The 26,171-nt window shown below is 42.2% G+C and carries 24 protein-coding genes; 12 read left to right on the plus strand and 12 right to left on the minus strand.

Annotated features, from left to right (window positions below; genetic code table 11):
* Window positions 1–40 precede the first annotated feature (40 nt).
* A complete protein-coding gene (locus BLS64_RS06590; protein WP_093112713.1) occupies window positions 41–961 on the minus strand; it encodes a cation diffusion facilitator family transporter in 921 nt (306 codons plus the stop codon).
* A gap of 167 nt (window positions 962–1,128) precedes the next feature.
* Here BLS64_RS06590 and BLS64_RS06595 point away from each other — a divergent pair, with 167 nt between their 5' ends.
* Entirely contained in the window at window positions 1,129–1,683 is a 555-nt protein-coding gene (locus BLS64_RS06595; RefSeq protein WP_093112714.1) for a DUF4251 domain-containing protein, read from the plus strand.
* Window positions 1,684–1,856: 173 nt separating this feature from the next.
* Here the strand turns inward: BLS64_RS06595 and xth are convergent, their stop codons facing one another.
* From xth to BLS64_RS06615, 4 genes are all read right to left on the minus strand, one after another.
* The gene (xth, locus tag BLS64_RS06600) at window positions 1,857–2,636 is read right to left on the minus strand and encodes an exodeoxyribonuclease III (RefSeq protein WP_093112715.1); all 780 of its coding nucleotides are present in this window, start codon (window positions 2,634–2,636) and stop codon (window positions 1,857–1,859) included.
* A gap of 80 nt (window positions 2,637–2,716) precedes the next feature.
* The gene (locus tag BLS64_RS06605) at window positions 2,717–3,190 is read right to left on the minus strand and encodes a hypothetical protein (protein ID WP_093112716.1); all 474 of its coding nucleotides are present in this window, start codon (window positions 3,188–3,190) and stop codon (window positions 2,717–2,719) included.
* Between the two features lie 105 nt (window positions 3,191–3,295).
* Complete coding sequence (locus BLS64_RS06610) at window positions 3,296–3,694, minus strand: hypothetical protein (RefSeq protein WP_093112717.1); 399 nt, start codon at window positions 3,692–3,694, stop codon at window positions 3,296–3,298.
* Window positions 3,695–3,703: 9 nt separating this feature from the next.
* The gene (locus tag BLS64_RS06615; RefSeq protein ID WP_093112953.1) at window positions 3,704–5,821 is read right to left on the minus strand and encodes an elongation factor G; all 2,118 of its coding nucleotides are present in this window, start codon (window positions 5,819–5,821) and stop codon (window positions 3,704–3,706) included.
* Window positions 5,822–6,130: 309 nt separating this feature from the next.
* Here BLS64_RS06615 and BLS64_RS06620 point away from each other — a divergent pair, with 309 nt between their 5' ends.
* Window positions 6,131–8,002 (plus strand): M61 family metallopeptidase, encoded by a 1,872-nt coding sequence (locus tag BLS64_RS06620; RefSeq protein ID WP_093112718.1) that lies wholly within the window; start codon window positions 6,131–6,133, stop codon window positions 8,000–8,002.
* Between the two features lie 74 nt (window positions 8,003–8,076).
* Here the strand turns inward: BLS64_RS06620 and BLS64_RS06625 are convergent, their stop codons facing one another.
* Both BLS64_RS06625 and BLS64_RS06630 read right to left on the minus strand, forming a co-directional pair.
* Window positions 8,077–8,520, minus strand: coding sequence for a cold-shock protein (locus BLS64_RS06625; protein WP_093112719.1), 444 nt, complete (start codon window positions 8,518–8,520; stop codon window positions 8,077–8,079).
* Window positions 8,521–8,706: 186 nt separating this feature from the next.
* The gene (locus tag BLS64_RS06630; protein ID WP_093112720.1) at window positions 8,707–9,165 is read right to left on the minus strand and encodes a universal stress protein; all 459 of its coding nucleotides are present in this window, start codon (window positions 9,163–9,165) and stop codon (window positions 8,707–8,709) included.
* A 171-nt stretch (window positions 9,166–9,336) separates the two neighbouring features.
* Between BLS64_RS06630 and BLS64_RS06635 the strand changes: the two genes are divergently transcribed.
* Window positions 9,337–9,810, plus strand: a complete 474-nt coding sequence (locus BLS64_RS06635; protein ID WP_093112721.1) for a ferritin-like domain-containing protein — start codon at window positions 9,337–9,339, stop codon at window positions 9,808–9,810.
* 163 nt (window positions 9,811–9,973) lie between these two features.
* The gene (locus BLS64_RS06640; RefSeq protein ID WP_093112722.1) at window positions 9,974–11,212 is read left to right on the plus strand and encodes an APC family permease; all 1,239 of its coding nucleotides are present in this window, start codon (window positions 9,974–9,976) and stop codon (window positions 11,210–11,212) included.
* An 8-nt stretch (window positions 11,213–11,220) separates the two neighbouring features.
* On the opposite strand, the gene BLS64_RS06645 is transcribed toward BLS64_RS06640, so the two are convergent.
* Window positions 11,221–11,883, minus strand: a complete 663-nt coding sequence (locus tag BLS64_RS06645) for a hypothetical protein (RefSeq protein ID WP_093112723.1) — start codon at window positions 11,881–11,883, stop codon at window positions 11,221–11,223.
* Between the two features lie 189 nt (window positions 11,884–12,072).
* Here BLS64_RS06645 and BLS64_RS06650 point away from each other — a divergent pair, with 189 nt between their 5' ends.
* Complete coding sequence (locus tag BLS64_RS06650) at window positions 12,073–12,453, plus strand: hypothetical protein (protein WP_093112724.1); 381 nt, start codon at window positions 12,073–12,075, stop codon at window positions 12,451–12,453.
* A 36-nt stretch (window positions 12,454–12,489) separates the two neighbouring features.
* On the opposite strand, the gene BLS64_RS06655 is transcribed toward BLS64_RS06650, so the two are convergent.
* On the minus strand, window positions 12,490–12,846 hold the full coding sequence (locus BLS64_RS06655; RefSeq protein WP_176763439.1) for a nuclear transport factor 2 family protein: 357 nt from the start codon (window positions 12,844–12,846) through the stop codon (window positions 12,490–12,492).
* A gap of 285 nt (window positions 12,847–13,131) precedes the next feature.
* Between BLS64_RS06655 and upp the strand changes: the two genes are divergently transcribed.
* On the plus strand, window positions 13,132–13,791 hold the full coding sequence (upp, locus tag BLS64_RS06660; RefSeq protein ID WP_093112726.1) for a uracil phosphoribosyltransferase: 660 nt from the start codon (window positions 13,132–13,134) through the stop codon (window positions 13,789–13,791).
* On the opposite strand, the gene tamL is transcribed toward upp, so the two are convergent.
* Window positions 13,788–16,058 (minus strand): translocation and assembly module lipoprotein TamL, encoded by a 2,271-nt coding sequence (gene tamL / locus BLS64_RS06665; protein WP_093112727.1) that lies wholly within the window; start codon window positions 16,056–16,058, stop codon window positions 13,788–13,790. The two genes, upp and tamL, sit on opposite strands and share 4 nt — an antisense overlap.
* A 12-nt stretch (window positions 16,059–16,070) precedes the next feature.
* Complete coding sequence (locus BLS64_RS06670; RefSeq protein ID WP_093112728.1) at window positions 16,071–21,086, minus strand: translocation/assembly module TamB domain-containing protein; 5,016 nt, start codon at window positions 21,084–21,086, stop codon at window positions 16,071–16,073.
* 338 nt (window positions 21,087–21,424) lie between these two features.
* Between BLS64_RS06670 and BLS64_RS06675 the strand changes: the two genes are divergently transcribed.
* Complete coding sequence (locus BLS64_RS06675; RefSeq protein WP_093112729.1) at window positions 21,425–22,276, plus strand: OmpA/MotB family protein; 852 nt, start codon at window positions 21,425–21,427, stop codon at window positions 22,274–22,276.
* Between the two features lie 64 nt (window positions 22,277–22,340).
* On the opposite strand, the gene BLS64_RS06680 is transcribed toward BLS64_RS06675, so the two are convergent.
* Complete coding sequence (locus BLS64_RS06680; protein ID WP_093112730.1) at window positions 22,341–22,760, minus strand: DoxX family protein; 420 nt, start codon at window positions 22,758–22,760, stop codon at window positions 22,341–22,343.
* A 221-nt stretch (window positions 22,761–22,981) separates the two neighbouring features.
* Between BLS64_RS06680 and BLS64_RS06685 the strand changes: the two genes are divergently transcribed.
* The 5 genes from BLS64_RS06685 to BLS64_RS06705 all read left to right on the plus strand — a co-directional run bounded on the left by BLS64_RS06685 (window position 22,982) and on the right by BLS64_RS06705 (window position 26,164).
* The gene (locus BLS64_RS06685; RefSeq protein ID WP_093112731.1) at window positions 22,982–23,476 is read left to right on the plus strand and encodes a DUF4402 domain-containing protein; all 495 of its coding nucleotides are present in this window, start codon (window positions 22,982–22,984) and stop codon (window positions 23,474–23,476) included.
* 217 nt (window positions 23,477–23,693) lie between these two features.
* Window positions 23,694–24,158, plus strand: a complete 465-nt coding sequence (locus BLS64_RS06690; protein ID WP_093112732.1) for a DUF4402 domain-containing protein — start codon at window positions 23,694–23,696, stop codon at window positions 24,156–24,158.
* 119 nt (window positions 24,159–24,277) lie between these two features.
* On the plus strand, window positions 24,278–24,730 hold the full coding sequence (locus BLS64_RS06695; protein ID WP_245693385.1) for a DUF4402 domain-containing protein: 453 nt from the start codon (window positions 24,278–24,280) through the stop codon (window positions 24,728–24,730).
* 74 nt (window positions 24,731–24,804) lie between these two features.
* On the plus strand, window positions 24,805–25,629 hold the full coding sequence (locus BLS64_RS06700) for a fimbrial biogenesis chaperone (RefSeq protein WP_245693386.1): 825 nt from the start codon (window positions 24,805–24,807) through the stop codon (window positions 25,627–25,629).
* Between the two features lie 19 nt (window positions 25,630–25,648).
* Window positions 25,649–26,164 (plus strand): DUF4402 domain-containing protein, encoded by a 516-nt coding sequence (locus tag BLS64_RS06705; protein WP_093112733.1) that lies wholly within the window; start codon window positions 25,649–25,651, stop codon window positions 26,162–26,164.
* Window positions 26,165–26,171: the final 7 nt, after the last annotated feature.

Genomic DNA, 26,171 nt, shown 5'->3' on the forward strand with positions numbered 1-26,171 from the left:
TGAAATTTTAAGGCCGGAAAAGTTCCTGCCTTTTTGTTGATCAAGCTCTTGAACTAAGGTCTGTGGTTTGAATATAAACCTGCTTGATCTTGGGCTGTTGGTGCTTGATCTCAAGGCGCAGGCTTTCCATGGTGCGCTCTGCCTGTTCCAGGTTGAGTTCATCAATCAAGTCTATCTCTAGAACGAGCAGAATATTATTTGGTCCAAAATGCATGGTCTGGGGCAGGTTCCAGTCTTTAATATTTATATTTTTTGACAGGATCTTTTCAACCACCGATATGGTTTCGGGGGTAGCGCTTTCACCCAGTAACAAACCTTTGCTTTCGTGGGCCAGGAAGGTGGCGACTCCCAGCAGGAGCAAACCAATCAATACAGACGCGCCCCCGTCAATGTATGGATTTTGAAGCTGCTGTGAGAGAAAAACCCCTAAGAGGGCAATGGACAATCCGATCACAGCTGCTGTGTCTTCAATGATCACTGCAAAAGTGGCCGCATCTTTACTCTTAATAATGTTCCTTATGAGATTTCGCTTGTTCTTTCGGGATTTATTGAAGGTCTTGAGCGCCATATAGAGAGCAATGCCTTCAAACAGTATAGCTGCGGAAAGAACTCCGTAGTTCCAGGCAGGATCTTCAATTACATGCGGATCCTGAAGAGCATGAATACCCTCGTAAAGAGCGAAACCACCGCCCAGGGCGAAGATGAGTACACTTACCACGAAACTCCAGAAATAGACTTCTTTCCCGTACCCAAAAGGATGCATGTCATCGGGTTTTTGTTTAGATCTTTTTATTCCCAGGAGCAAGAGCAACCCGTTACCGGTATCAACGAGGGAATGAATGCCCTCAGCCATCATAGCAGAACTGCCGGTGAAAGAGGCCGCGATGAATTTGCTCACGGCAATTAAAGTGTTTGCTCCAATAGCGCCGTAAATCGCAATTTTTGATCCTCCTGCTGCCACAAATATGCTTTTTTTAGAAAATTACAATATTATAAAGGAACAGCAGAGGCAGAAAAACGGGTTTTACAAAGATTTAATATATGAAAGGAGGGAGGAATGTGATTTTAAAGTGATTATCAAGTTGCAAGTGCTTCAAATTTCTTAAATTAAGATATAAATTAAGTGCGATGAATCTTACTAACATACAAATGCATAAAGGAAACAGGGCAATCAAGATATTTTTCTTACCCGTGCTGCTGATGTTGCTGATCTCCTGCGGAAGTGGAAAGAAGTCAGCTTTTACCCAGATCAATGATTATCAAGAGTTAAGGGAAGCAGTTTATAACGGGGAATTTGAAATAGAGAACCAGTGGGCGTATCCGGTGAGTGGCAGCATGATAGACCTACTGAGTAATCCGAATTATCTCAGGATGAAAAATGACAGTGTAGACCTGTTTCTGCCATATTTTGGAGTGCGGCATATGGGAGGTGATTATGGCGGCCGTGAAGGGGGAATAAAATATAAAGGCGTGGCTGAAGATCTGGAGATAGATGAGGCTAATGATGAATCAAAAATAGAAATCACATTCGAAGCTGAAGAAGGCACCGAAAACTACAATTTCAGGATCACATTATTTCCAAATGGTAACGCGTCAACTCATGTAACAAGTTCCGAAAGAAATTCTATTTCTTATAGAGGAATCGTAAAAGGAAAATCAACAGGAACAGAAGAGGAACGGTAGAAAGATCATAATCTTCTTAATCATTTACATAATCTTCTTAATCATTTAAAGGTGGAGTGAAAAGGTTATTCTTTCCATTACTTCTAAATATTCTATTTTACATAATATAAATTATAGTGCAATAGATATATTTATGAGAAGAGGGCTGTCACTACATAAATACTTCCAATGCCTTACTTCTTATGATCTAATTCTATCCAAACCGGTGCATGATCACTGGTCTTTTCCCAGCCACGTACATCTGCTGAAACGCCAGCTTTCTTTAATAGTTTATCAAGTCCGGGGCTTAAAAGGAAATGATCGATACGTAGGCCTGCATTGCGAACAAAAGCATTCCTGAAATAATCCCAGAAAGTATAAATGGTTTCCATTGGATGAAGTTTTCGAATGGCATCTGTCCATCCACTTTTTAGGAGCTCGCTATACACAGCTCGTACTTCAGGCCTGAATAATGCATCGTCTACCCAGCGTTCGGGTTTAAAGACGTCATTTTCGGTTGGAATAATATTGAAATCCCCGGTAAGCACCACAGGATCTTTGGATTCAAGCAATTCCGCGGCCCTTTTTTTCAATCTTTCCAGCCAAAGCATCTTATAATCGAATTTTGGCCCCGGCGCCGGATTGCCATTCGGCAGGTACAGACAACAAATATGCAGTCCGTTTACCCTGGCTTCGATATAGCGGCTTTGTTCATCTTCAGGATCACCTGGTAAAACGCGCCTTAGTTCCTCAATATGAAGGTCTTTTGCCAGGATAGCCACTCCGTTCCATCTTTTCTGGCCGTGCCATATGGCGTTATATCCGGCCTCTGTAATGGCTTTTTCGGGTATCTTTTCCATTGGGGCTTTCAACTCCTGCAGACAGACAACATCTGGAGCTTCTTCTTTTAGCCACTTCAGCAGTACCGGCAATCGGGCGTTTATTCCATTTACATTGTATGTAGCTATTTTCATATATTTCACATATTATCTTCAGTAAAAAATACTAAAAATTCAATAACTTCTTGTACAGTTACTATTCCTAATCAACCTAATTACCCTTTTTCGAGTATCTCTCTAATGATCTTCAAGTGATGTTCTGTATGGATCTCCAGAAATTTCTTGGTTTGGTTCCTGTCAAGGTGCTTAAAATAGGGATGTTCAAAATGTGCTTTTCCCGGAAAGGAATTTATCAGACTAACATTCTGTTTGGCCTTTGACCACTCCCCTTTCAGATGCTCTAGAGTGATATCTTCAGGAGGAAGAACTGCCTTGGGAGAACGTGCCCTTCCCCGCGGAATTTTTCTGGTAAGAAATATGACCACTTTCCAAAAACTGAATTCTTTTTTAAAATTGCCTGGATCTGATGACTCCAGGCTGGAGATGATATTGTTGATAACCTTAAGGCTGTGCGACAGATGCCACTCTACAGGAGCACTTGAAACAGAAGAATTCTTTATATCTTTTTCTGAAATATACTCTTTCATTTCATTGAGTTGCGCCTGTATTAAATCCAAGTTGAGAGCCATGTCTTAGTATTTTGAAGGAAGTTATAGAAAATAAATAACCCAGGACATTGGTAAACAGAATGTCCCGGGTCATAAACCTCTATTTAAGGGTTTTTTATTTGGTTTTCAGCTCGTTAATGCCGATTCTCTTTCCATCAGTGCTTTGAGAATTCCTTCGGAAAGATCTTCCATAAATTCCCGGATTTCTTCTATGAATTCTGGTTCTCTCTCCTTGCGGTTAACCGTTAGATGGATCACTACCTTCTTTTCTTTTGGGGGAAATCCTGTGGTGACCGTCCAGGCAAGGGCATTTGGACATTCTTTTAAGGCGAAACGAACTCCTCCCGAAATACTTTGATGCATCAAGGTAAACTCTCCCCATATCCCTCCTATTTGCACTCGGTCCTTTTCAACTTTTTGAAGAGGGAAAAGGTCACTACTGTAGGTATCCAAATTTTCCAGGGAAAGACATTCTTGAAGTTTTACTTCGGAAGTCTGGAGATCAACTATTTTGAAAAATTCCATTTGTTATTTTTATTTTACGAGTTCCTTTTTGTTTACCAGTTCGTTCTGAATGTTCGGTGGAACAGCCTGGTAACCATTGAACTGAGTTTTAAAGGTAGCTCTACCCTTTGTTTGTGACCTCAGGTCTGTCGAGAAACCGTACAATGCAGCTTCGGGAGCAATGCATTTCAGGATCTGATGATGATCTGAACTTTCAATTCCCTGGATTATTGCCCGCCTTGTCTGCAGTTCGGTCATCACATTTCCTACCATATCCTCAGGCACTTTTACGGTGAGGTTAAGAGTAGGTTCCAGCAATTTAGGATTGGCGTTTAAAAATGCCTCTTTAAAGGCATGTGCTCCTGCTATTTTGAAGGAAATGTCGTTTGAATCCACAGAGTGCATCTTTCCGTCATACACCATTACCCGTACATCACGAATGTATGAACCCGTTAAAGGTCCTTCTTCCATTACTTCTAATATTCCTTTCATAATTGAAGGCAAATACCTCTGGTCTATCACCCCTCCTACTATACAATTATAGAAGACGAGCTTTCCGCCCCATGGCAGATCTACCTCCTCTTTTCCACGGATATTAAAACCTTCCGGCTCTGGCATTCCTTCTTTCCAGGGTTCGATCTTTAAATGAACTTCGGCAAACTGGCCAGAGCCACCTGACTGTTTCTTATGGCGGTAATTGGAAGCAGCCGCACGTTGAATGGTCTCCCTGAAGGAGATCTTTGGTCTTTCAAAACGGGCATCGACCCCATAAATATTCTTTAGCAGCCAGTCAATTGTGTTAAGGTGTAGCTCTCCCTGGCAGGCAAGGATCATCTGTCTGGATTCATTCGAGAAAGTTATTTCTACAGTAGGGTCCTGGCTCCTGATCTTCTTTAAAGCGTCACTGAGTTTCTCTTCATCCTTTGAATTTTCGGCAAAAACAGCCCGCCTGATCCTGGTTTGTGGATATTGTATAGGTTTTACGGTCAATTGTGAATCCTGGGAACTCAGGGTATCATTGGTTTCGGTATATTTCAACTTCAATGTTGCTCCAATATCGCCCACTGTAAGCTTCTGTACCGGGTTTCTTTCTTTCCCGTCCATAATGAACAACTGGTTCAAAACTTCCATTTCTCCATTTCTTTGATTTACCAGTTTGTCATTCACTTTTACTTCTCCACTTTTTACTTTAAAGAAGGTGATCTGTCCGAGATTTGGTTGATGGACAGTCTTAAATACGAAAAGTACCGGAGTTTTATCCTTCTCTGGAATGATCTCTTTACCTTCTACACTTTGTTCAGATTTAAGGTCGCCAGCTGAAGGAGCGACATTATCAATGAAGCCCATTAATCTTCCGCTTCCCATATCATTGAGCGCAGACATGCAGAAGACCGGGAAAAGGTCGTAATTTAGCATTCCGGCTTTGATGCCTTTTCTCATTTCATCTTCACTCAATGTTCCTTTCTCGAAGAACAATTCCATTAGTTCCTCATCATTTTCGGCGGCTTTTTCAACTAATTCATTGTGAAGTACATTCGCCGTTTCTTTTTGGTCATCAGGAATGGATAACTTTTGCGGCTTCCCACCTTCCGAAGAAAATTTGTACATCTTCATTTTTAGTACATCTATAATGCATTGGGCACCATCTACGATCAACGGATACTGGATCTTGACGGCATTGTTCCCTACCAAAGATGTAATGCTCTTGAAACTGTTCTCGAAGTTCAGCCCCGGATGATCTATCTGGTTAATTACAAATACAGTGGGTTTGTGATACTTATTGATATAGTTCCAGATGATCTCTGTTCCCACCTCCACTCCATATTGGCCGTTCAAGACCGTCACGATGGTGTCTGCAACCCGTATTGAAGAAATGATCTCACCAATGTAGTCATCCAGACCCGGAGTGTCTATGATATTGATCTTGTAATTTCGCCATTCTGTATGCAGGGGCGTCGCAAAGACAGAATTTCCTTTTTCATGTTCAATTTCATGATAGTCTGCAACTGTATTCTTTCCTTCAACGGTACCGCGTCTGTTGATCAAACCTGCTTCGAACAACATCGTTTCTGCAAGGGTGGTCTTACCGCTGTTGTGGGCGCCAACAAAGACCACGTTCTTGATGTGCTTATCATCGTAAATTTTCATTGCTTTGGAATTTAGGTGGAACAAGAATGGATTGGAATGAACCGATCGAAAAGAAGAATGGAAGTCTGGAAAGAATTTGCATTTTTCAATCGGCTTTAGTGACTCTTAAATTTAGTGATTACCAGCAATTAAATTATTAAATTATTACGGTAAATTTTAGCATTTTTGGATCTTTAGCAGCTAAAACTGATCAATGTCATGAAATTTTGCGGTAATCTTGTCGTTCTCTTATTTCATGCTCTTTGAAGCGACATACATTTGTAACAATTAAGGAGGATTGAAGTCTTATATAAAAAATAAAGAGATCAAATGAAGAAAGTACTTTATGCCCTGGCCCTTTCGGTCAGCCTTTATGCCTGTAAAACCACACAAAACACCGCAACCGGCGAACAACCCATAATCACGGAAATCGACCTGGTAAACGTGCAGGATGACCGGGTTATGGTCACCATAGATCCTTCGGAATTCACCTCAGACTCCACAGTGTTCTATATCCCCAAAACTGTTCCGGGAACGTACAGCACCTCCAATTACGGGAAGTATTCCGAAGATCTTAAAGCCTATGACTACAAAGGCCGGGAACTTGAAGTGATCAAAAGGGACAAGAATAGCTGGAGCATTCCAAACTCTAAAAAACTGGATAAGATCACTTACTGGACCAATGATACTTTTGATGTGCCCGGCGAGGGCGGCATCTATTCCATGGCGGGTACAAATATCCTTAAAGGACAAAATTTCCTGCTTAACCTCCATGGGTTCGTGGGATATTTTGAAGGAATGAAAGAAAAGGCATACCGCCTGGAGGTCAAGCGTCCTGCAGATCTTATCGCGGGAAGCGCCTTGAATATAGCTCAAAGCATTCCTTCGGAAGCAGGGAATTACGTGACAGATGTTTATTCCCTGAACCGTTATTTTGAGGTAATGGATAATCCTATCATGTATGCCGAACCCGACACGGCAAGTTTCAAGGTACAGGATATGGAAGTACTTTTGGACGTATATTCTCCAAGCGGTAAATTTTCGGCACAGGATATCAAGCCTGCTATGGAAAGGATGATCTCTGCTCAAAAAAGGTTTTTGGGTGATGTAGATGATACTCAGAAGTATGCCATTCTTTTGTATTTATCAGCTTCCCCGGGTGAAGGTGACGCGGGAAATTTTGGTGCGTTAGAGCATCATAGCTCCACAGTGGTAGTTCTTCCTGAAATGATGAGTGCAGAGGAACTCGAGAAGAACATGATCGATATAGTTTCCCATGAATTTTTCCACATTGTTACTCCGCTGGGAGTACATTCAAACGAGATCCATTACTTTGATTATAATGATCCAAAGATGTCAAAACATTTGTGGATGTATGAAGGTGTGACGGAATATTTCGCGAATCTTTTCCAGGTGAACCAGGGGTTGATCCAGCCTGAAGATTTTTATCGCAGAATGTATGAAAAGATCACCACAGCCAGAAATTTTGATGATACCATGCCTTTTACCGAAATGAGTGAAAACATTCTTGAGGAAGGCTATAAGGAAAGCTATTACAATGTGTATCAAAAAGGTGCTTTAATAGGAATGGCTTTGGATATTCGCCTTAGAGAGCTAAGCGACGGCAGGATGGGCATCCTGGACCTCATGAAAAAACTTACTGAGAAATATGGGAAAGACAGGCCGTTTGAGGATGATAAGTTGATCCCAACCATAGTGGAGATGACCTATCCGCAGATCAGAGAGTTCTTTGATAAGTATGTAAGCGGTCCTACCCCTATTCCTTATGAACAATTTTTTCAGAAAGTTGGACTTCATTTTGAAGAGGCGCAGGTGCCGGTAGGATTCTTTTTAAAAGATCAGGCTTCCCCGTACATTACTCTTGATCAAAACGGGAATATCTTTATGAGAAATGACATTGAACTCAACTCATTTCATAAGGAGCTTGGGCTTCAAAAAGGAGATCAAATAAAGAGCATCAACGGCACGCAGTACAGCCGCGAGAACATCTATGATCTTATCACCATCTCTATGCAGTGGAAAGAAGGAGAAGATATCAGCATGGTAGTAGAAAGAGACGGGGAAGAGAGCACTCTGGAAGCCAAGATTTCTGAGCCTACCGCTCCTGGTATGCGTTTAACAGAAATTCCGGGTGCCAGTGATGAGCAGATAGAACTGAGACATGCCTGGTTAAAGGGTTAAGGAACCAGCAAAAAGGAAATAAAAAAGCGGCCGTATCTGGCCGCTTTTTTTATGCTGAAATTATCAGTTTCAATTTAGATCTTAGAGACCCTAATGGCATTCATGCCTCGTGGTCCTCGCTCCAGTTCGAAGCTTACCAGGTCATTTTCTGTGATCTCATCCAGAAGTCCGGTGACGTGAACGAAATATTTTTCCCCGGTCTTATTGTCGATGATGAACCCAAAGCCTTTGCTGTGGTCAAAAAAGGATACCTTTCCTTCATTTCTGAAATCAGGTTCTTCTTCAGATTCCTCTTTCTTGGGAACACCTATCTCAATATCTTCAGGATCTACTTCTACCTTTTTGGAAGGATCTGGAGGCGTATCGGTAAGATTTCCGAATTCATCTACATACACAAATTCCGGAGTGGACTCCCCTCCTGCTTTGCGCTCTTCTTTCTTCTTTTTCTTTTCCTCCCGCTTCTTCTGTTTCTTCTTTTCCTTTTCAGATTTGTTGTAAGATTGCTGTGATTTGGCCATTGAAATTAATTCGTAGTTAAAATGTTATAAGTTTTGCTCAACTACTAAATACATGATTGGAAAAGGGAGAGAATTTGCCGAAAAATTTATTCAGTAACTGTTGTTTATGCAAAGTTAGGTTTTCTTTTTCAGGAAAAAGAAATACCGGGCTTAAATAATGTCATTGTTTCTGTTTAAGTTAATGATCTATTTCTTTACAGGCACCATATACACCGGCACCTTGGTCTTTTCAAGTACTTTTTCGGCTACCGTTCCCATTAGTAGTTTTTCCAGCACAGAATGGCTGTGCGTGCCCATTACGATAAGATCGGCGTTCCATTCTTCAGCATATTCCAAAATGGCCCCTGCGGTATCTCCTTCAGTTAAATGCGTGGTGACCGACGGATGATCAAGATGCCCTGCCGCTTTTTCCAGGAATTCTTCGGCTACCTTACGCATTTCCATAGCCATATTGAGATCTGGCCCCATGGCAGTATAACCATCGTATCCTAAAAAGGTGGGATAATCTGCCCCGTAATAACTTACTTCGGCCAGGACATGCAGAAGACAGATCTCAACATCCATGGAATCTGCCAGTTCAAGGGCGGCATTGGCCACCTTTTCAGAGACAGGATTATAATCAATAGCAACAAGCACTTTTTTCATAGGTTGGGGTTTTCCTTCTAAAATACAAAAAATACCGCGACTTTACGAGCTTCTTTACTTCTGGTATAAATCTCTAAACTTCAAATGATTGCAGGATAAAATTATTCGTTGTCGCTTCAAAATGAGACAGCTAATTCGTATATTTATAGGTGTGTTTAAAAATTTAGCCTCATGAAAACTACAAGAGAATCAGCCCGGGAAGAAAGCCACGTAAAATTAGCTCATAGCCTTCAGGTATTACTTGAAAAGAATTATGATGCTGAAAAGGATTACAGGACCTCCTTAGAGCGTGCAGAAAACCCTACCCTTAAGGAATTCTTTAAGAAGCAGGTGGTTCAAAAGAACCACTTTGCAACCGAAATAGACAAGTTGCTACACTCCTTCAATGAACATCCCAAAGATAAAGGGTCTGTAATGGGAAGCCTGCACAGGACATGGATAAACCTTAAAAGTTCCATAGGCAAGGACACCGATAAGATGCTGCTTGAGGAATGTTTGAGAGGAGAAAAGAACAGTGTGGATGAATATGAAGAAAAATTGCGAAAGAACAGATTCCCCGCCCGGGTAGAAGACGTACTTCGAAATCAGCTTTCTGAAATGAGGAATACTATGGCAAGTATAAAATCTATGAAAGATCTTCATTAAAATTACTTTTTAAGTCTGTTGAAACTCCGGTACATTCCGGAGTTTTTTATTTAACCTCCTTCTCTCATCTTAAGTATTGTTATGTTTTTCTTTAGTTCCTGTTAAACCTCTGGAATATTTCGCTCTAAAAATTATATTAGAAAGGCAACCGATATTCGCACTTATGGGAGGAAAAGAATTAAAAAGAAGCTTGGGATTTTGGGATGTTTTGATGTTTGGGGTTGGAGGCATTGTAGGTGCCGGGATCTATGCCATCATTGGTCAGGCAGCCGGTCTTAGCGGCAACATGTTGTGGTTGAGTTTTGTTGTCGCCGCTACGGTGGCCCTGTTAACCGGACTGTCTTATGCCGAATTTGTGAGCCGTTTTCCGGATTCCGGAGGAAGTTTTGAATATATCAAGCAAGGTCTGGGGCCAAAAACAGCTCTATTCATGTCCATTTTTATGGCCTTTACGGGTATTGTCGCAGCCGCGGCTATTTCCATAAGTTTTGCCGATTACCTTAGCCGGCTGGTTAATTTTCCCTCCTGGATCATCATCATAGCCATCATTGTCTTTATGGCCTTCTTCAATATCATAGGCGCTAAATACAGCAGTTATTATAATTCTTTTGCCACTGTGGTGACCCTGATAGGTTTGGCGGCTGTGATCGTGGTAAGTGTTCCCGACTGGGGCTCGGTTTCTCTTGTTAAGCTGAATGAAAAGAGCTGGACAGGAGTGCTGGCAGGTGGCGCTCTCATTTTCTTCAGCTACATAGGGTTTGAAGACCTGGTGAAAATGGCCGAAGAGACCAAAAAGCCCAAAAAGAATATGCCGAAAGCCATTTTGCTCAGCGGGATCATCGTGCTCATCATTTATGTTTTGATCGCAATAAGTGCAGTGAGCGTAATGGGCTGGGAAGAACTGTCTAATTCCAACGGACCTTTGGCGGCAGTTATTGAAACCAAGTTAGGAAAGATAGGAGCAACTGCTTTGGTGATCATCGCTTTATTTGCCACCAGCAAGACCATTCTCAGTAATATTTTAGGGACCTCTCGCCTGCTCTATGATGTTTCCAGGGACAGCAATATCAAATGGCTGAGCAAATTCACCACCATTTCTGGTATTGGAAATGCACCCAATTATGCCATTATTGCCATTAGTATTGTAGCCATAGCCTTTGGTCTTATTGGTAATCTAAAGATCGTTGCCAGTATAAGCAACATCTTTATTTTTATTGTTTTTGGGATGGTCAATGCCGCGTTGTTACGCTACCGCTATAAAAATCGCGATGAAGAAGATAAAGCGCCATTTCATGTATGGGGGAATATCAACAATATCCCTATTCCCACTGTAGTGGCCCTGTTGACCATTCTCGTGCTGTTTGGATATAATATATACAACCTTTTTCAGGGGAATGTTTAGACCTGGAGTTACTGTTTAACGACCACCATATTGGCCTTGCCACCGGTCATCAGGTTCCACTCTTTTCGGGCGACTTCAGCTCCTTTTTCATCATATACCCGAAGTTCAGCCGTATTCGGGCCTGAAGTTCCCTGGTTCAAAGCTTCAAATTCAATGTTGTTGAAGCCCATGTTCAGCCTTACCAAAATAGGATAAAAACCGGCACCCAATGAGACACTGTTGTGAATGATCTCCCCGTTTACCCATATTCTTACTTTATCACCGTCTACATACTCATGGTCCCTGCAATAAAGCTCTACAATACTACCGCCGGTCACCAGATCGCCAAGATATTGGTCTCGCCTATATTCTTCCTTTATCTCCTTGTCCTTGAAGGCTTTTGGTTTAAAATTTTCAGGCTGATACTTCATCAATCCATTATCGGTTCGCATGCTGAAGTTCTTTTTCTCTTCTTCGCCAAGAGGCCTGGGTGTAGACATATTGAACATGCCCTTCTTTGAACTTAGACTGTGATTGCCTTTGTTGTTCAGCAAAGAAGAACTTTCCTCCCCGGTTTGCGGAGCCGACAATTCTCCCGGCGCTTTCACGGTGGTTGTAGATTTATCTAATTGAGCAAAGGCGCCTGTGGATATCATGGAAACGCCCAGCAAAAAAACTGCTTTTTTCATCATAGAGTCCGGTAATAGATTCCTGAAAGATATAATTATCAAAAACCTGTCCTAAAATTACGCATTCTAAACAAATTTTACCCGGGATCATCTCTCTTCGGAAATTCAAAAGTTCGCATTTAACGGGAATTTAACCGGTAAAAGGTTGATTCAGCGATTGTTATTGTGTAATTTGATTAAAAATAAAATGTTATGACCAAGAAAGAAGAAATGCCGAAGAAGAACGAACAGGAAAGAGAAAAAGCCTCAAAAGATCTTCCTTTTAACCCGGATATTACTGCTGAAAATAAAAAAGTGCTCAATAACCAAAGTGAAGACGAGAAGAAGGGAGATTATTTTAAAGACCGCGATGAGCCTATCGATTACGCCGGGGCCGATCTTGATGTACCCGAGCTTGATGATAAGAAGTTAAACCCGACAAAGAACAAGGCAGATGATGTAGAGAAGGAACGAAGGCCAAAAGAATCGGCGAATTCGAATGATAATATCGAATCACAATCAGAAACCGTATATAAGGGTAAAAAAGCCGAAGAATATAAAGATCCTTCAGAAAAGACCCGTAACAAGGAATAATTTTAAAAAAGAAAAGGAACCTATGTGGTTCCTTTTTTAGTAATCGGGGTTTTCCCGGTATTGTTTATGTTTACTCACATCTATCACGTAAGAGCGCATTTTCCTGATCTTTGGTTCACTGGTGTTGGTTAAGGTAAAGACATCGCAAAAGCTGAAATATTTCTTCTGGTCTTTTCGGTTCCTGGCGATCACAATACCTTCTACAATCGCATCTTTATTATTGATGATCACATTCTTCACCTGAATCTTCATGGTTGGCGTGGCGTGCATCTGTTCAATGGCTTCTGAAAACTCTGATTTTCCTCCCACCAGTTTTTGACCCACAATGTTCCAACAGAAATCATCTGTGACAGAGTTCAGTAAAAATTCTGAGTCGCCTTCCTGGAACGCCATATTTACCTTTCGTAAAAATTTCTCTGTTTGATCCATGCCTGTTGAATTGCCCGTTTGAAAGAATGCCTTCTGAAGCACCTCTGCAAACATCTCTTTGGAAGAAGATTACATCTTAAATTTAAGATTTTTTTACCTAAATCTGAATTTTTACAGACAGAAAAATAGAAGCATTCAGAAATTAAAAACTTCAGACCGGCCTACTCTCCATTTTGAAGTGCAATAATTTTCAAGTTTTTGAGCCTGAAGCTTCAATTATTTTTAACTTTGGATCAATTATTATCGCTCATGCACATTCATCACCTTTTAGAAAACAATTCAGTAGCCAACAAGTTCGTTGCGCAGCTTCGTGACACCGATATTCAGGGAGACCGTATGCGCTTCCGAAGAAATATCGAAAGGCTTGGAGAGATCTTGGGCTATGAACTTAGCAAGAACTTCAAATACGAAGATAAAGCAGTGACCACTCCCCTGGGAACTGCCTCGGTAGATCTGCCTGCAGAGGAGATCGTTCTTTGTTCGATCCTACGGGCGGGGTTACCCCTTCACAATGGCTTATTGAACTACTTTGATGATGCCGAAAATTCTTTCATTTCGGCATATCGTCACCATCCTGATAACGATGAAAAGTTCGAGATCCTGGTAGAATATCTGGCTTCCCCTTCCCTGATGAACAAAACCCTCATTCTGGCTGATCCTATGCTGGCAACCGGCCGTTCTTTTGTAAACGTGATGAAGGCTCTTGAAAGCATGGGCACTCCTGCCAACATACACCTGGTTTCTGTCATTGGAGCCCGTGAGGGAATTGAGTATATCGCTTCAGAATTTCCTGAAAATACTCATTTGTGGATCGCTACGATTGACGAAGAATTGAATGATAGGGGTTATATTGTACCCGGACTGGGTGATGCCGGAGATCTTTGCTTCGGGACAAAAATGCAGCATTAGAAGGGATAACCTATCGCGAAGTTCAATACCGGTTCATCAAACCTGAAATCCCATCGTTCGCCTTTAGGGAGCCAGGGAATATGTACGGGTGCTGCAAGGTCAAACCTTATCACAAAACTTTGAATATCGATCCGGAGTCCTGCCCCTACTCCAATTCCGAGTTCATTGATGAAGTCTGAAGAGAATTTTCCTCCTTCAAGAGTAGTTTCTTTTGTATTCCATACGTTTCCGGCATCTGCGAAAACAGCGCCTTTCAGAAACTGGTAAATGGGGAAGCGATATTCCACATTGGCTTCAAGACGAATGTTTCCTACCTGGTCGTAATGCGCCACGTTCTCCTCATCGGGTTCATAAGATCCCGGACCTAGCGATCTTATCCTAAAGGCACGCACACTGTAAGGTCCTCCCGCGAAGAATTGACGGCTAAAGGGCATCACTTCAGAATTACCGTAAGGAATTCCAATTCCGGCGAAGAGTCGGGTGGCGATCTTTTGCTGGTCTGTGAGAAGAAAATGATACCGGAGATCAGTATCGATCTTGACATACTGCGCGAATTCCAGCCCCAGAAATCTTTTTGGGGTTTCCCCGTTGCTTAGAAGATCAAGCGTGTTTCCGGCTAGATCGAAATTAGTGTTCGCGAAAAATTGATGTTTTTTATTCACGTCCACCATTCCATTGTATATAAAAGAATACGTTAGCCCGGCGATGAACTGCTGGTCAAAACTGCTTTGTAAAAAAGGATTTGCTTTAAGGATATCATCAAAGGTCTCTGTGGTTTTGCTAAGTCTGACGTAATTGACCGAAAATGGATTCAATTCATGAGTAACGTAGCGATTGGCCCTCCAGATGTAGCCAAAACTTCCGGTGACCGAGAAAAGACTGAAGAGATCGCTGCGGTGCAGGTATTCAAAACCTGCGCTGATCTTGGTTTTAGGGATGGAGTATTTGAACCAGTCATTATTGACCTTGAGCGGGAACAACATCCGCGGAAAGATCAGGTCTGTATCCACACCAAATTGTGTACTGGTAAGACCTTCCTGGCTCCCACTGGCCAGCTGCCTTTCAAAACCAACTTTTCCGCTAATGTTCAGGATCTCCCCTCCATGAAAAAGGTTGCGATTGGTGTAGGTAAGCGCCAGGTGAGGCCCTGCGAAATTATTTGATTTGGTCACCGCCTGCAGTTCGGCCCGTATCGACCTTTTGTTGAGAGGCGAAAGAAAGATGTTGGCTTCCAGGTAACCAAGACTGTCGGTGCTCAGGGAATCCAGCTCATCATATCTTATGTTTACGAACTTATACGCTCCCAGAGAGGTTAATCTTCGGCTGGTCTTGCTTGAAGCAGCAGGATCATAAAGTTCACCTTCCTCCAAAAGAATGTACGGGTCCAGGTATTTTGGTTTAAAGAATTCCACGTTCTGTATGTAATTTTTCTCTTCATATCGTACGGAATCTCTTTTGAGGGTATCGGTTCCCACCACGTAATTAGGATATACATTTACCCTCTTCACCCTGTAAGGTTTAATTCCTGCTTCGGGAACATCCTGCTTTAGCCGAAGGAAAAGATCAAACTTTTTACGGTCGTATTGATTGGTATCGGCTTCGAAAATGAGAAAATTTGAACTGAAGTTGTAGTATCCCCTTTTCTTGAGCTCCCGGTCAATCCGCTCCCTTTCCAGTTTCATTATTGAAAGGTTAAAAGGCTCTCCTTCTTTTAAAACCGCATCGGGTAAAGTTTCTTTGATCTCCTTAAAGATCTGCAGGGAGTCATTATCCAACTGGTAACTTTCAAGAATGTATGGTTCTTCTGGCAGGCGTGCGGTGTAGAATACTTTGGCCGTCTTTTTTTGTTGGTTCTCTTCTACCGAATGGTCGACCCTGCTAAAGAAATATCCGCGGTTCTCAAGGCGGTTCTTAAGGATCTCTTCGGTCTGGAAAGGATCTGCATCAGAAAGATAAACCGGTTCCTCCCCAAATCTTTTATTGAAGAATTTATTAATGAAACCCGGCTTTTCCTTCTGAGCTTTATAATAGAAATACAGCCCAAAACGAGATCCGAGGAACTTGGAATTCGGCTCGGGAGTGATGAGACCCTTCAGCTGAGATTGAAGTTCCTTCTTATTGGCTATCTCATCTTCAGAGGTCAATTCCACTTCGGCTCCCGTGTAAAGCAGTTTGCCTTCAGGAATAAAATGTTTGACACTGCATGCATGTATCAACGGGATCAGCATCCCTAAAAAAAGTAATTTATAAACCGTAGTTTTCAGCATTTCCAATTTCCTTTATTCCTTTTTCTGCTCTTTATTCTTTTTCTCATCCTTTACTATCTGGTCCCATAGCTCATTGAACTTGTTGAAATCCTGAGTGAAAATTAGGGCGAGTCCGCTAATGATCAACTGGCCGTCAATGACATTTTCGTAGGATTTTCTGCGGAAGGCTTTAAGCCTGAATCGGCCGTTCTCGGTAAGCAGGTATTCTATGCTCACGTTTCCAATCACCGGGCTGCTCTCCTCTACCTGGCTGCTGCCCTGAAGATCTACCTCACTACCCACACTTACTATAAGCCTGTCGTTCAAAAGGCTTTTTTGAGCAGAAATGTCAAGCTGCGTTCTTTCTTGCGGACTATCACCCTGGTAATCTGTATAAGTATCCAGCCCGAAGTTGAGATCTATGCCGGTTTCTCCCAGAAGCCGGTCAGAAAAGATGTTCAGCTGGTCAGAAAGGGCATCGTTCAGATTATCACGTGCGAAAGCCAGGGTACCTCCCGCGCTGCCGTCACTTCCCGAATCAGGGAAGAACCTGTTGAGCACCAAAAGGGAAAAGACCTGTTTGTTCAATTCATTCTCCTGCTGGTTCACCTGCTGGATCCTTCCGTAGACTTGTCCTCCGATAGCTCCTTGCTCGTCTTCGGGCATATCCAGTCCAAAGGAAAGCTTGGGCTGAGTAAGCTCCCCGTCAATGTTCAGGTAGACCAAAAATGGCAATTCCTGTCTGTAGCGTTGCTGCACATCCATATCGGCCCCGGTGATCTGCGGCGCCATGAGCGAGGAAGCCGAAGTTTCTACCCTGTAAACAGCTGTGATATTGAGGTCGGCATCCATAGGGTCTCCTGCCCACACGATGCTGCTGCCGTCCATAAGATCAAAGCGGCGGGTTACCAGGTCGTAAAGGCTCATTTCGTAATAACCGTCATTGATCTCTAAGCGGCCAGACATGGTAGTGCGGCCATTGGGATAGATGTCAAAAAGCAAATCTCCTTCTCCCGAAGCCTGGATATGATCTCCCGTATCCTGATTTAGAACCACCGTGAAAGTTGCATTTTCCTCAAGAGAGATATAGGAATTGAGCTTTAAGCCAGAAAAATTGAATCCTTCTTCGGTTTTCTGGGTCTGAGTCAGGATCCTGTCGGGATTCTCCCGGTTCACAAAAACGACCACTCCTTCCCTCTCTTCAATTCCCAGGGTAGCTTTGGGGATCACATAGGTCATATTGGTTTCCTCTTTGATATCCAGGTCCAGTTCTATTTGAGGCAACTCAAGGTCACCCGTTAAGGAACCAGTGGCATCAAAGACCACGACTCCGTAGAAAAGATCATTATCTTCTTCTGTAGAATTAAGAGCTGTAAAGTTCTCTGCCGTAAAACTCAGGTCAAATTCAGGATTCAGCAGTTCCTCGGTGAGTATGGAACCGTCCAGCACCAGGGAATTATTGTTCATGTCCCGAATGGTAAAGTTCTCCATATAAAGTCCCTCATTATCCACCCGCAAATTTTCATCGGGCAATACGAAGGGGGCATTGAGAGTGGCTACCGTAAAAGCGGCCTCATTGAAATGCAGATTTCCGTTGTAGACAGGCTCTGCCACCGTTCCGTCGATATTGATCTCTCCGGAAAAACTTCCGGAAGTGCTGTTTAAAACCTCTGGCGCAAAACCTTCAACTACCTTCATTTTGATCTCGTTCAGCAAAAGTTCAAGATCAATTTCTGCCGATTCTTCGTTGGCGACATAGGTTCCGGTAAGGTCCAAATCTGCATCACCTTCCTTTAAGGCCATATTGATGGTATACCTGCTGCTGCCCACCGCGGTGGCATCCAGACTAAGCACGCCCAGGGGCACATCCATCACCCCAAAATCATCTATTTGCAGGTCGGCCACCATTCCGGTGCTGCCAAAAGGTTCTTCAATGACGAAATTTCCCTGCATCCTTCCGGAGGCCAGCACTGCTTCAGGGTTCAAATAGGACAGCAAAGCAGCCAGTTTGAAGTTCTGAAATTCAAGTCCTATATGCTCTTTCTGAACATTAGGAAGATTGTTACTAACCCTGAACAGCTGATCATTCCTTTGAAGTTCAAAATCATTGAAGGTCCAAAAATCCTCGCCTATCAGGATCTCATTCTCAGGCCTTATATTCCATTCTGCGGAATTTAATACCAGTCCTTCAGGATCAACATGAATGCGCAGGATATCATCTGTTTTTGTCACTAATGACCGTAGGTGCATAAGTTCTTCTTCATTGTAATAAGAGGTGAAATCCAATTCCAGTTCCCTGTTTGCCAGGTTTCCCTTCAGGAGAGTTTCTTTTATGGCTAGTGGACCGGCATCAAGGCTTTTCAGTCCAAAATTAAATACAAGGTCCTGCTTATCAGAATTCAGGTTAAGCCTTAGGCTGTCTACCTCACTTCCGAAGTATTTGATATGAGGCAGGTTCACCGTGGCGGCCAGCGCCCTTTGCTCCTCTTTAAAATCAACTTTGATGTTAATGGTGTCCAGCTCTTCCAGTTGCGGTAACAGTACCTCGTCCAGTATAGGCGTCGGACTCACCTGCGCATTTAATTCCAGGTTTACCGGCTTTTGAATAGTATCTGAAAACTCATTTTCTGAAAGGTAACTTTGGTAATGCCTCATAAGCGCATTGCTGAAATCCACGGGGCTGGCATTAGAGCGCAACTGCAGGTCCAGCATGCGGTTATTAACATTGAGGGAGGTGGTATCTTCCCGAACGTGTGCCAGGATATCAAGATCTCCCAACAGGTAAGAGTCATTATCATAAACGGCTATGCCGTCGGTAATATTTGCCGTAACATCATATGCATTGGCATTTCCTTTAAAAGTACCATTCAATTTAAGGGCAGCATTTATCGGGCGTTTGGCCAGGCCAAGTGCCTGAAGGTCTGCCCCTATAAGGTCAAGCTGCGCAGAAATTTCGGGTGCTACGGAATCCAATACGATGTGGCTGTCGAGCTTCAGGTTGAGATTGGAGTCCTTATAATTAACATTGGCATAACCTTCGCCTTCTTCCAATTCCCCTTCCAGGTTAAGGTTGGCGAATTCGTAATCATTATAGAGAAAACTGGAAATATTCGCCTGCACATTGGCATCGAGGCTGTTCATGTTTGCCCCTGCACCCGACGCTTCCATTTCCAGGCTTACCGGCCCCAACTGAGGGTTTTGCAGCAATTGCCCAAGATCAAGTTTGGTAACCTCAAGATCAGTTTCAAAGGCAATACCCGGCGCGGTCACAAACCTTCCGACTACTTTTACCTCTCCTGAAGAAGAGGTCAACACGGCATCTGCAGAAATATCTTCGGGGGAACCACTCACTTCTCCCGTTATTCGAAGCTCTTTTGGCAGCTGAATTCCCAGGTCTGCTTCGTTGACGAAGTTCAACAGGTCCTGCCGGGTAGAAACTGCTCTTATCCTGGGAAAGTCAAACCGAAGATTTTCAGGATCTGTGGTATTATATAAAGTTCCTCCCGCTGCAATAGAAGTATTCGCACCCCATTGTACCCTGGTGTCTTTGATGTTCAATTCTGCCAGCCTGCCTTCCGCGGAAAGATTCCCGCTAAGATCCTTTTTGCCCAACGCGGCCAGGTATTCATTCTTTTTTAGGTCGGGCTGTAAAAGGAACAGATCATTAAAATCAATTTTAAACTGCGGAAGATCTACAGCCGCGTAAGCCTCTTCGGGCCGTTCAATGAACGAGGCCAGGGAATGGTAATCTATTCGCATTTTTCCGGTTACCCGGTTCTCATTCAGATGCAGGTCGAGATTGGAAAGTCTCAGGTTTTCATCGGAAACATTGAGGTCGAAATTAAGTTTATTTAAATCCAGGCCTGAAGCCTCTCTAAAATTGAATTTTTGCACGTAGGCTTCAGCATGACTTTCTTGAAGTGCGAGATGATTTGCCTGCAGGTTGACGTCCCGGAGATCTATAGCATTGGGATCGAACACTCCTTCCTGTGGAGTAGCGCCATTGTTCAGGTATTGAAAGTGGTTTCCGCTAAGGGTGATCTCTTCAGCAGTCACATTCCATTGCGGCCATTCAAAAGGTGTAGTTTGGACTGGCTCTTCAGGGGTTTCTTTCTTTCCTTCTGAAGAGGTAGTGGTTTGAACCAGAACAACAGAATTCCGTAGCATGAACCGCTCCAGGATGACCTTTTGAGAAGCCAGGTCGGCCACCGGCAGCTCCAGTATCAGGTCATCAATGCTAACATCGGCCAAAATTCCGTCAGGTACAGACTGGTAATCTCCGCTAACGTCATTGATCTGAAGATTCCCAACCGAAAAAGAAGGCATGGGAGGATCTTTTTGTTCTTCTGATTCCGGAAAAGGTTTGGTTTGCTCATAAGTGAACCTGGTATTTTCCAGCAGCGCCTCCCCAATTTCAAAATTCATGCTGTCCAGTTTGAATTCCTGAACTTCAACCTTGAGTTTTCCTAAATTGAGCTTGCTGTCAATACCTGCCACTTCATCATCGAAATCAACCTTAAAATCGCTCAACTCCACATCGCCAAGAGTGAAATTCATGGAAGCTGCCGTAGTATCTTTAGGTGTAGCCGCAGTGACTGTGGTGTCTGCAGGTGCAAAGGCGTCCAAGAGGAACTGGTAATTAAAGCCCTGGATGGTATCCTGCCTGGAGACCTTGGCGCGTAAGCCGCTCCATTCCAGGTTATCTATAGAGATGCCCTCTCCCTGTATGATAGGCCAAAGGGGGATATCGGCCTCCAGGCTGCGTGAATAGACCAAAGTGTCTCCTTTTTGATCTTCCATATAAAGTCCTTCAAGAGAAAGGTCTCCCGAAAAAGTGATGAACAACCGGTCTATTTCTACCCGGGTATCGGTCTTATTCGAAATATAGGAAACTATACGGTCTACAATAATGCCCTGCCCCCATGGACTGCGGATGAAAAGGATAACTAACAGGAGAAAAATGAAGATGCCGAGCAGGATCTTACCAAAAAGCTTTAAGCCCGAGTGTTTCTTTTTTTTCTTCTTCTTTTCTGTATTCTTTGGTTCCAATCAGGTTCTGTAATTTTCGATTTAATTTACTGCAGGGGAAGGAAAAAAAGGCAATATTGAATGCCAATCTTTATTTAATTCCTGAAAATCAAAGGATTCTGTATAATCCCACTTCAGCCCTTGTTCTGCCTGCAAATTATTTCTCAAGAAGATAAAACTTTAACCTGAAGAAGCCATTTAATTAAGACTTTTTTAGCAACCGAAACGCCTAAGTAATAATGTTAGGTTAAAATTAAAGCAGCCGGAAACGGTTTTACATACTTTCGAAAAAAATAGCCCGTTAAAAGGCATGTATAACCCAAATACTAAATGAGCTTTAAACACAAATTTTTAAAATTATGAAACGAATCCTTACCGTTACGGTAGTTACAGCGACTTTACTTACTTCATGTGTGTCCAAGAAGAAATACGTGGCACTTGAAGAAGATTATAACGATACCCGAAGCAGTCTGCAAAAGACCCAGGTAGAAAAAGAAGAACTTGAAGAACGCCTGAACGCTATTGAAGAAAGAGTAGCCGATTATAATGCCAAGATCAATTCACTTACAGAAGAGAATGATCAAAAACTTGAGATCAATGAGCTTACCGCGATGTCTGAGGCGAACAAAAGAAAGATGCGTGAGACTCTCAGGAATGTAGACCAGGCTGAACTGGCGCAGGCCGAGACCCTGGAAGACTCTATTAATCTTGCGGTTTCTTATAACCTGAAAAACCAAATAAGCGGCGGAGCTTCAGAAGATGTTGACATTACTGTAGACAAAACAGTAGTGATGATCAATGTATCAGACAAATTGTTGTTTAGAAGCGGTAGCCACAGGGTGAGCCGTGATGCCTATCCATTGCTTGAAAAACTGGCAGATGTGATCAATTCTGAACCAAGCATGGAGGTGATGGTAGAAGGCCATACAGATTCCCAAACCATGGTAGAGAATTCTTACCTGGTGGATAACTGGGATCTTAGTGTGAGAAGAGCTACTGCTATTGTACGTTTGCTACAGGACAGGTTTGATGTGGCTCCGGAAAAGCTTATAGCAGCCGGACGCAGCAGTTACAAACCATTGGTTGACAATGACACAGCCGAAAATCGTGCGAAGAATCGCAGAACCCGCATCGTGATCATTCCAAACCTGGATAAGTTCCTTGCCCTGCTTGAAGCGGATGACAAGGCCCTCGATCAAAACGACATGTAAAAGACGCACAGAAAAAGAAAAATGAAATGAGAAAGAGGTTGTTCTTTTGAACAACCTCTTTTTTTTACTTCTTCCTTTTAAGCCAGTAGAAATCCAGCGCGTACTTGCCTGGCCCCGTAATAAGTAACACAGTGTAGGTCAAAAGGTAAAAAACAGGAAGTTCCTTGACCTGAAAGGCATCGGTAGCATGAACGATAAAGATGGCAGTGAGCATTGTCGCCATTAAGGGAATGACAGCCAGTCTGGTTCCAAGCCCAATCAGAACCAGGATGGAACACAGAAATTCAGCAAAAACAGCAAGGACTAAAGTTGTGGCTTCACCTAACCCAAATGGATCTGCAAATTGGATTTCTTCACTTCCAAAAAGAGTGATCAATTTTGGAACCCCATGAGTGAGCATTAAAATGCCCACGCCTATTCTTAAAACTAGGAGTCCTGCATCTACACCCGGAAGGGAAAGATTGGTTGAGTAGGTTGTTTTCATAATGATGGTTTTAGATGTTGAAATATACAGTTTTAGTTTTAACTGTTGAATGTGTCCAAATTAATGACTAAATTATAGAGGCTTTTTGGAAAAGTAAATTTCTGAAGCAGCCTAAACTACAACCATTTCGTTACAAAATATGTGTTCTTTATCGATTTTTTTTGCATTTCAACGTGAGTAATTCAAATTCTTTTTTATCTTGGCTTTAAGAAAAACTTAACATGAGATCCCTACACCTCCTCATATTAATTTTGGTCTCCTCGGCTGCTTTTGGACAGACGCAGGCGACGGCGACCTTCACCGCCTCGGTGACCATTATTGAGCCTATAGGGATCACCAATACTGCTGAGATGAACTTTGCTGCCCTTGATGCAAAATCTGGCGGCTCGGTAATCTTAACCCCCGATAACGACCGGCTGACTTCCGGCGGAGTGGAATTGGCTGACGGAACCAATGTATCTGCCGCAAGCTTCCGGGTTACGGGACAGCAGGGTTTCTCTTTTGCCATCAGCCTTCCACAGGGGGAATATCATCTTACCAATGGCAGTCAGAATATCATTCTTAAAGACTTCACCACCAATCTCGATGGTTCAGGGAATTTTTCAGGCGGGATGGCAGAATTTCGTGTAGGCGCCACAGTAGAGATCGAACCGGGACAACAGCCGGGCACCTATAATACTATTGGCGAGCTTCCGGTAACTGTACATTACAATTAATAGGCAGTTTCACAAATTAACGGTTCCTGTTCAATAGGGACTTAGTCGACTTTTATCTTCAACAAGTCGGACACCCCTCTCCTCTTTATCTAAAAATTCACATAAAATTTGCACTTTAACGAATATTTGTATCTCTCATCGACTTTTTTTGTAGGATTCTTCTTCTTTAACCACATTCGCTGCGTTTAAAAATAACAACCCCATAATAACACTAACCATGAAGAAAATTACTTTTATCCTACTTGTTTTATTAACTACAGGAACTGCTTTTGGACAAACAACTGTGAGTACTGCTGCAGAAATTATTGAAGCTATCACATTTACTGAAGCTAGTGGCCTGAACTTTGGTAAAGTTGACAATACTGCCGGAACTGTAATAATTGATTTTGACGGAACTCCATCTGGAACAAAATCGCAAATAACCGGAGGGTCACCATCGGCTGCCGTATTGAACGTAACTGGTGAAGCTAGTGAGAGCTATAATATCATCCTTTCAAGTACAGCGACTTTAAGCGGACCTGGACCTGATATGAATGTAACAGAAATAGCTCATGATGCTAACCAAACACTCGACGTAGATGGTAAAGAAACTGTGAACATCGGTGGCAAGTTAACTGTTGGTACCAACCAAATAGCGGGATCATATAGCGGTTCTATTTCTATAACAGTATCATACAATTAATTATTTATAACGAAACCTTAAAACTAGTATTCAGAATGGTTTTAAGGTTTCGTTATAAATTGAATTTTCTAAGTAAAATGGTTCGGCTATTATTTGTATTACTGTTTTCTTCTTTTACCATGTCCGCAAATTCTCAAAATTCTGCAGCGACTACGGTAAATAGCAGGGCTACAATCATAGAACCTATAAAGATTACTAAATCTGTAGATCTGGACTTTGGGAATGTAATTAGCGCATTTAATCCAGGTAAGGTAGTTCTCTCCCCCAATGGGGATCGAATTGCGCAAGGGGTTCAGATCTCGAGCACATTTCCGGGAAATGTAACTGCTGCGGAAGCAGTGGTAAACCATGGCAATAATAAGTATTCAATAACTTTACCACAGTCATTCACGTTATATAGTCAGGAGGATCCAAATCAAACCCTATTTATTGATGAATTTAAAGTGAATCCTGAAACTGGTGAAACACTTGACATATTGAAAATCGGGGCCACGCTCAATTTGAAAGCCAAACAACCTGCTGGGTTGTACACGAATTCCAGTGGTTTCAATGTAACTGTTTCCTATAATTGAAATTTCACAAATCCTTAACTTTTTAGGGCTAATTGCCTATATTTGGAGCTTGTAAAATATTAATTATCGCCCCCATGAGTAGAAAAGTTCGCCCCTTCATAATAAGTATTCTCTTAATTGTTCTCTTTTTACCTATAGAAAGTGCACACGCGCAAGGGGACCTTATGGTTATGCCTAAAAGGCTGGTGTTCGACAGTAATCAGCGTTCCCAGGAGATAAATCTAGCAAACACCGGTAAGGATACTGCCATTTACGCTATTTCCTTTATCAATTATAGAATGACGGAAACCGGAAGTTTTGAACAAATAGAAACACCGGATGAGGGACAAAGATTTGCAACCGATTTTTTACGTTATTTTCCAAGAAGGGTTACCCTTGCACCAAATGAAGCTCAAACTATTCGGGTGCAGCTTACCCGAACCGGTAATTTAGAAAAAGGAGAATATCGTTCCCATATCTATTTTAGGGCTGTACAGGAACAAAAAGCTTTAGGGGAAGACAACAAAGATGCGTCTGAAGGAATTTCCATCCAGATTAAAACAGTTTTCGGAATTAGTATCCCTGTAATCATAAGACATGGCGAATCCTCGCTCGAAGTCAACTTAAGTGATGTAAAACTCGAGTTAGATGAAGAAGAACCTAAACTTTCTATGGTTATAAAACGAAGTGGCAACATGTCTGTGTATGGCGACTTAATGGTTGAGCATATTTCTGAACAAGGTAAATTAACACGGATTGGATTTGTTAAAGGAATTTCTGTCTATACACCTAACTCAAAAAGGCAGTTCACCATGAAACTGAGTAATCCGGAAGCAGTAGATTTAAATGTTGGTAAATTAAAAATTACTTATACTTCCGATGCAGATCAAGATCTTTCGGTAGCAGTTATTGAACTTTAATTTCAAAATTTTCTGTAGTATGATTAAACAATTTTTATCGCCCCCTAAAATTATTTTGATTTTTGGCTTATTGTTTATATCAATACAAAGTTCAGCACAACAAGTAACCATTGAAAGAGTAAATGGAAACTTAAACTTTGGAAAATTTGCTAAAACCGCACCAGGTACTATAACATTAAATTGGGATGGTTCAGTTAATTCCGATGCAGACATTTTCCCTGTTAGATCTTCTACACGTTCTGTAGCAAGTATTGATATTAGTACGAGTGCCAATACTGAAAATAATGGTAATGGTAATGGTAATGTTGGCAAAGTTGTAAATATCACTTCATTGGTAACAACACTAGACGGCCCTGGAACGGGAGCATTAGAATTATCTTTAAATTTTAGCGACAATAATTTTTCTCTTCCCCAAGATACAACTAAAACTATTTATATGGGAGGTACATTAACTGTAGGAGGTCCTGAAGATCCAGTCGGTCCCTATGTAGGAATGGTTGACGTTACGGTTGATGTAACCTTTGCTTTTCAATAATGATTTT

The sequence above is a fragment of the Salinimicrobium catena genome (genome assembly GCF_900102915.1).
Taxonomy (GTDB): domain Bacteria; phylum Bacteroidota; class Bacteroidia; order Flavobacteriales; family Flavobacteriaceae; genus Salinimicrobium; species Salinimicrobium catena.